This window comes from Tardisphaera saccharovorans, from assembly GCF_046635845.1.
Taxonomy (GTDB): domain Archaea; phylum Thermoproteota; class Thermoprotei_A; order Marsarchaeales; family UBA168; genus UBA168.
This window is the reverse complement of the sequence record NZ_JAQQXN010000003.1, coordinates 153,434-160,243: the sequence shown is the minus strand read 5'-3', so window position 1 is coordinate 160,243 and position 6,810 is coordinate 153,434. Positions and strand designations below refer to the sequence as shown.

Genomic DNA, 6,810 nt, shown 5'->3' with positions numbered 1-6,810 from the left:
CAGACCGTGGAGAACGTGAGGGCCTTCGCTGCCGGAAAGCCGATAAGGGTGGTCAGGAGCGCGAGGTGAAGTCCTTGAGTTGCCTCCTTCAACTACCCTTAAATCCCTAAGCGAGGCAACAAGGGCAACGGCTGCCTAAAAATCCGCTTTTCTTAAATTCCCGGTACAGCCTTAACTCCAATCATGGCCGGGAGCATATCGAAAGAGTTTAAGCTTGTTACTCTGAACGCCGGTATCTCAAGGCTTGGTACTTCGGCTTTTGATCTCGTGATACTTTGGGTGGTTCTTCAGGTCACCCACTCCCCCGTGCTCTCCGGCCTAGGTGAGGGAATCCTCGCGCTTCCGCTTTTCTTCAGCTTTTTCTTAGGTGCGATCATAGATAAATCCTCGCATAAGAAGGGCATGGCAATCGCGGCCGCTGTACTTCGTTCGGCGATGCTCATAGTGCTCCTCATTGTTGACGTGATCGGCTCAAAGGTGGCAATCGTGATAGCCATATACGGCGCAGCATTCGTGATCGGCCTTACCTCTGATCTGTTGAACTCCGTGAGGGCATCGTGGACGAAGCAGTTCTTGGATGAGGAGCTCTACAAGGCAGGGAGCAGTATGAGCAACGCCGTGACTTCCTTCTTTGACGCGGCTGGTTACGCTGCATCCGGGTTGCTACTCACGCTTGGCTACGCAAACACCTTCCTTGCCCTGTTCGTCGTTTTCTTGGCCGCAATACCTCCACTCATGCTCATAAAGGAACGTGGCACGATCGTTCAGAAAAGTTCTTCCTTCAGTTCAGTTAGGGAGGGCATGAGCTTCATAGCTGGCAACAGGCCGGTTGTTGAGGCCATGGTTATCGCGGTAATAATCAACCTCCTTTTTGGCATGACTGGAGTTATGTTTACGGCCTTGGTTCAGATCAGCTTTAAGCTTCCCGCTTACTATATGAGCGCTCTCATAGTTTGCATAATGGGAGGGGCAGCCGTAGGCTCGATGCTTGGGGCAAGGGTAAAGGGAAAACTGGGTCACATCTCAGGGGCATCGATGTTGGTGGCCGGCCTTTCGGTCGTTGGTATGGCCGCGTCGAGGAGCATTTACCTCGATTTCGTTCCCAGCTTGGTCGTGGGCATTTGCATTGGCGTGCTCAACGCGGCCCTCATGACTGCTTTCCTTAAGATAGTGCCCTATGATATGATGGCCCGGGTACAAGGCGCCTTCAACACGTTCACGTTGGCAGTTACGTTCGTGTCGGGTGCCATAGGCGGGGCTTTCATAACCCTATTAACGGTTAAGTGGGCCATTGTCCTCATAGGCGTCCTGGCAGCGGCGTCGGCGCCCCTTTGGGTGGGCTTTAAGGAGCTGGGTGGGTTAAAGGTGTGAGCCGGCCAAAGGTCAAGGCCTAAATGCCCTTACGTGCCCAACAAATGCTCACGGGAACCATACAGTCTATTGTTGGAAGGAACGCAGACGCGACCTCAAGGCTTGCCGAAAAGCTGGGAAAGAAGCATGAAAGCGACTGGGTTTCCATATACTACAAGAAGAACGGCGATGCTGTGAGGTCGGTGCTCTTGCCTAAAAGCGATAGGATCCTCGAACAAGTTCAAACATCATCTCTATCCGATGGGATTTACCTAGTAGTTCAGGAACCGGTAAGCTGGGAGGATGGCGAGCTCGCGCTTCTGGCTGAGGCGTCAGGATCGAGTTGCCAAATAGTGGGCCCTAGCTCCCTCGCTCGCTACTTCGGCGAGCTAAACGCAGCTAAAACCATAGCGCCAGATCCCATGCCCATGCAGGGGCCTGCAATAGAGTCCGGCTTCACGTACGTGGACAGGGTTTTCACGGTAAGAGGCGTCGGAACCGTGGCGCTGGGCTTCTCCGGAGAGCCTCTAAGCGTTCACGATAAGCTCTACGCCTTTCCAAGCGGAAGATCCGTAGAGGTGAAGAGCATACAGGTGCTCGATGAAGACCAGGACTCGGTGGGTGTAGGAGTTCGCGTGGGGCTTGCCCTTAAGGGGGCTGAGCTTACCGAGCTTCAGGATACTTACGCGCTGTCGCGCGACGCAGCGATTTTCTCACAAGAGCGCCGGGCAGCTCAGGTTACCAAGTTCAAGTGGGTGGCGGGGCTTCCAACTAAGGTTCATGCCTTCAGTTACGGCGTTAGGAGCATGGCCACAGTTGACGAACGTGGATCGCTGACCCCGGACAGCCCGTTTCCCTTGAGGGGTAGGGCAATTCTCGTCGACGTGAACGCGAAACCCAGAAGCCCAAGGGTGGTGGGCTACGCGACCATGGATGAAAAAAGGCGATCGCACTTTTTGAATAACTGCCCACTCTTCCATTACTCCCTTGCCCGAACTGATGACCCTTACGTTGCCTAAGAAGCGGGCCCATTCTGCCTTCCCCATGGTGCTCGTGAATCTACCCGTTACGCTGACGTAGGCGTGAGCGCCCGTCTTCAATACCCTGAGCATTTCGTTGACCCCCTTAACTGGGTTTGCCATGCAGCAAAGCGTCAGGTTCGAGAACGCGAAGTCTATGGTTTCGCTGGCTAGAAATCCGAGGTCGTCCGCGGAAGTCTCGTATACCCTCACGTTGCTCGAGGCCTTTAAGCGTAGCCGCTTGGCGGCGTCGGGATTTGGCTCTACCGCGTAAACGGCCCCGCCATCACCAACCAACGACGCTAGCTCGTTGGTGAAGTATCCCGGCCCAGCCCCGAGGTCGATCACGTGGTCTCCTTTCTTAATCAGGTATCTGAACCTTGAAAGCGTCTTGCCCTTGGGAGTTATCACGGCCCTCAGGGGGTTTGAAAGAAGCAATGGAGAGACGTATCTGTCCTGCATAATAACAGCGTTATGACACTTAAAAACGCTTCGCCTTTGAAACCGCTTCGCACGTTTACCATCGACATGAGCTTCGCGCACACCAGCAAAAACGCACCTGCCAGAAGGTAGGTGAAGTAGTAGCCTATGTAGTACGATGTATAGCCGGAAATGAAAGATCCTAGTAGCGTGGCCGCCGCAACGAGCGAGCTGTATATTCCTAGGTTGCTTCCGGCATGGGTACCCAGCGTCTTGAAAACGAGCACGTTAGAGGCGGCGTAGAAGGTCGCGTACGCAAATCCAGCCGCCAAGGGATAAAGGACGAGGGCCGTGTACATAGCGGGTTCCGCCGAGAACAGCACGAAGGAGGCGGCTATTCCAATGTAACCCGCGGACCTGAGAAAAAGCGCCAACGTCCCCGCGCGCTTTTCTCCTACCCTTTCTATGTAGCGTCCGCTGAAGTAGAATGAGAGCGTTTGGATAACGTATCCAGTCATGATTACCATGAATACTTGAGACTCGTTGAGGCCCTTCCTGTAGAGGCCAGGAGTTATCATGGTATTGAATAGACCGCTTGCTATGTAAAACGCGAAAAGGCCTACATATAGAGGGAAAATGGGATTGTTTGCTTTCCACCTCTCCTTAGCGAAGCGATAGAAGTGCCTAGGCCTGGGTAACCTGAGGAAGAAGTATGGCATGGCAGCAAGTCTGGCGCTGAGCGCGTCTTTGTGCATGCTAAGCGAGCGCCTTTCAAAAGTCACGGGAGGATCTTTCACGGTAAGCGCCGCGGTCGCGACCGATGAAGCCGCGAATATGGAAAGGAAAACCATCATGCTGCGCAACGAGAAGATCGCCGTGTAGGCGGTAGCGAATATGAGCCCCGCTGTCGTGCCAGCGCTCGCAAGAAGATTTAGAAGCGAGAAGGCCGAAGGCCACCTGCGCTTTTCGGCGGTCTCCATGACCAGAAGGTTTAGCGGAGTGGAGGACGCCGTCGAGAAAAATCCCACACCCGCGTATATGACGGCAACGCTTAGCGCATCGCGCGCGAAGTACAGAAAAAACAAGAGGGCGGTCGACGTGCCGTAGCTCATCAGGATGAGCTTTCTTCTCCAAGCGGTAAAGTCGACCACAAGACCCCATATTATGGACGCAGGTATGGTAACGCCATTGTAGAGCGTTATGGCTAGGCCCACGGTTATGGCGGTCCCCCCCAGCTTCAGCAGATAAAGCGGGATAAGGGTGCCGAGCGGCCCCAGAGACAGGTAAAAGGGCACCACTGCCCACATCCATCTCTGGTCGGTTTTAGCTAGCGCCGCCAATTGCGCACGACCAACAGGTGGATGCATAAAGGGTTCTCGGTGCATCGGACTCGGAAGGCGGCACAAGGTTTGACGAATGGCTTATACATGCCATTGCCAGCGCTAAGCGCATCGGTTCTCGGGCTTCTCGACATCGATAAGCATTTATCCGAAGCCAAGTTTTAAGCGATGGAACTTGATGAAAGTCGCTCTTCAGCTTTATTCGGTTAGGAATGATTGCAGCAAGGATTTTTTCGGAACTTTAAAGGCCGTCTCCGAGCTCGGTTATGAGGGAGTGGAATTTGCAGGTTTCTACGGCAAGTCCGCCGTGGAGGTCAGAGAGCAGCTTGATAAGCTTGGACTTCAGGCGGCGGGTTCTCACACTGGATTTAACTCGCTCGTACTGTGGGCTGAAGATAGGACCATTTCCTTTAACGAGGCCTTGGGTAACAAGAACATAATAATACCTGGCTTGCCCCAGGAGTTGAGCGCCACAAAGGAAGATTGGTATCATTTTGCTGATTTTCTGAATCAGCTTGCGGTGAAGCTGAGGCCTAAGGGCATGAGGATCGGGTATCACAATCACTGGGCGGAGTTCTCGCCGCTAGAGGGAGAAAGACCATGGGATATATTGGGCAAGCAGACTAAGGACGTCATTCTGCAGCTTGACATCGGACATGCCACGAGATCGCTTGGCTCCGCGCAGGACGCCGTAGCTTATCTCGATAAATATCCGCGCAGGTCATTGAGCGTTCACGTTAAGGACTTCTCAAAGTCAAAAGGCTATAACGTGGTACCAGGTGAGGGTGATATAGACTGGGAAAAGTTCCTTTCGGCCTGCAAGAGGAACGGCACGGAGTGGTTGATAATAGAGCAGGAAGAGTACCCATACGGGTCTCCTCTTGAAACGGCGAGAAAAGCCCTTCAGAACGTCAAGGAAAAACTGGCTACAGTGTAGATCCCTTTTGTGTAAAAAAGCTCCGAACGTCGCAGCTGTAATGCTAGCCCACAATCACGTTGAGATGACGCTGAGGGCGCTGAGCTCGGTTGTGGCCACCGATTATCCCGCTCTCAAGGTGATCTTGGTAGATAACGGCTCAACAGACAGAACCGCCGAGTTCGTGAGACGTCGCTTCATGGAGGTCGAGGTAATAAGCACGGGAAGAAATCTGGGAACACCGGCGGGATTTAACTTTGGTTTCAAGCACGCCTACAGGACCGCGGATCCCGACTACTTCGTGACACTTGACAATGACGTCATAATCGAGGACGCTAATTGGTTAAAAGAGCTGGTGAGGGTGGCTGAGAGCACTGGCGCCGCAGCGGTTGGTCCAGCCATAATCGAGGGAAAGGAAACGGAGAACAGGAGGCTTTACGTTAAGGGCGAGACGCGTTTCATAAGTTTCCTTCCCTACTACCTGCTGTCCACGGCAAGGAAGGCAACAAGGAAGCGCTTGGCGACGCTCAGGGTACCGTTTGAGACAGACTCGTTGGTCGGGGCGTGCATGCTGATTTCGAGGAAGGCCCTGGAGAGGGAGGGAATTTACGATGAGGGCTTTTCACCGCATGGCTTCGCGGACGGAGACCTGTGCCTGAGGTTCGTGGAATCAGGAGAGAAGGTTATATACGATCCCTCGGTCAAGGTGAGGCATCTAGGTGGAGGCACAACTGGAAAGCGCCCATTCTTGGATGCCAGAGCTCGGGTTAAGCTTTGGAGAGATCACTGGAATCCAGTCCTGTTCGCGCTTAGCTTCCCTTTTTTTATGCTTCCGTCGCCCAGCGAGCTGAGAGGTGCCCCGCGCTCATTTGGAGCAAGGATAAGGGGAATAGCCAGCGGTTTAGTGGCCCCAACTATCGTGCCAACGCTCGAAGATCCGCGATGCGGCCTGCGGTCTTCAGGAAAGCATAATAGCCTTTGTCGGTTCAGCATATGTCGGGTTACGACCTTCAGGGTTTTGAGGAAGCTTTGAACGAAAAGTGGAAGGGAATAGGCCAAAAGGACAGGTCTGAGGCCATATGCGCTTATATCTATGCCCTCAAGCAGGGCATGGATCCTTCATCCCGCAACCAGCTGATAGATTTTATGATAAGAGTTGGCTTTGCGTGCCCCGACCTGGGAACGTATTTTGCCAAGTATGGAAACTCTGATGGGTCGACCGTTGACCTGCTTGCCTCACTGCCCCCTCAGATAAAGGCCTTCCCCATCCGCCTGCCTTTCCTTGCCGAAAAACAGCGCTGGACCGCGCCCGAGCTCAAGGAACGGCTTTTCGATTACGTTGATCGTGTTAAGCAGGCCGCCGCGGGTTGGCAACCTGGAGGGATGCCTTCACGCTCGTCAGATGAAATCGAAAAAGCACAAGCTCCTGTCAGGCAGGGTTCGGGGGCTGACCCTTACTTTTACGCGCTGATAAGGCTAAAGGGTCCAGCTTTTGCGGACAAGGTGCAATCCGTGTACGCTAATGCCTCGAGGCTTGGCATAAGGGGTTTCATGCCGTTTGTGGGGGGAGCCGCGTCATCCATGGGAATCACTCAGGAAAGGCTTGAGTCCATGTTTGAGGGACAACCAACGGTCACGGGTAAGAGCTTTCCCGACGTGATGCTGGAGTTGCTCTCCAACGCGGATGTGGACGACTACGTGGTGGCCTATGCCTACGTCTTGATATCCGAATGGGCAAAAAAGCAGAAGCGCTAGGGCGGCGACA

At 53.8% G+C, this 6,810-nt stretch carries 6 protein-coding genes and 1 pseudogene; 5 read left to right on the top strand and 2 right to left on the bottom strand.

The features are described 5' to 3' along the window. Positions 1-183: 183 nt before the first annotated feature. Positions 184-1,371, top strand: a complete 1,188-nt coding sequence (locus PRZ02_RS06265) for an MFS transporter (protein ID WP_449464979.1) — start codon at positions 184-186, stop codon at positions 1,369-1,371. Between the two features lie 44 nt (positions 1,372-1,415). After that, a complete protein-coding gene (locus PRZ02_RS06260; RefSeq protein ID WP_449464981.1) occupies positions 1,416-2,369 on the top strand; it encodes a translation elongation factor in 954 nt (317 codons plus the stop codon). 27 nt (positions 2,370-2,396) lie between these two features. Here PRZ02_RS06260 and PRZ02_RS06255 read toward each other — a convergent pair. Together PRZ02_RS06255 and PRZ02_RS06250 are read right to left on the bottom strand one after the other, a co-directional pair. Next, positions 2,397-2,831 (bottom strand): annotated as a pseudogene (locus tag PRZ02_RS06255) (class I SAM-dependent methyltransferase); the annotation flags it as partial. After that, on the bottom strand, positions 2,786-4,129 hold the full coding sequence (locus tag PRZ02_RS06250; RefSeq protein WP_449464978.1) for an MFS transporter: 1,344 nt from the start codon (positions 4,127-4,129) through the stop codon (positions 2,786-2,788). The pseudogene PRZ02_RS06255 and the gene PRZ02_RS06250, both read right to left, overlap by 46 nt. A gap of 178 nt (positions 4,130-4,307) precedes the next feature. Between PRZ02_RS06250 and PRZ02_RS06245 the strand changes: the two genes are divergently transcribed. Genes PRZ02_RS06245 through PRZ02_RS06235 form a run of 3 tightly spaced genes read left to right on the top strand, consistent with a single transcriptional unit; the run spans position 4,308 to position 6,800 of the window. Then, on the top strand, positions 4,308-5,066 hold the full coding sequence (locus PRZ02_RS06245; RefSeq protein WP_449464980.1) for a sugar phosphate isomerase/epimerase family protein: 759 nt from the start codon (positions 4,308-4,310) through the stop codon (positions 5,064-5,066). A gap of 7 nt (positions 5,067-5,073) precedes the next feature. Continuing rightward, positions 5,074-6,078 (top strand): glycosyltransferase family 2 protein, encoded by a 1,005-nt coding sequence (locus PRZ02_RS06240; protein WP_449464977.1) that lies wholly within the window; start codon positions 5,074-5,076, stop codon positions 6,076-6,078. Beyond that, positions 6,039-6,800: a hypothetical protein gene (locus PRZ02_RS06235; protein WP_449464976.1), complete on the top strand. Its 762-nt coding sequence runs from the start codon at positions 6,039-6,041 to the stop codon at positions 6,798-6,800. The genes PRZ02_RS06240 and PRZ02_RS06235 overlap by 40 nt, the downstream gene beginning before the upstream one ends. Positions 6,801-6,810: the final 10 nt, after the last annotated feature.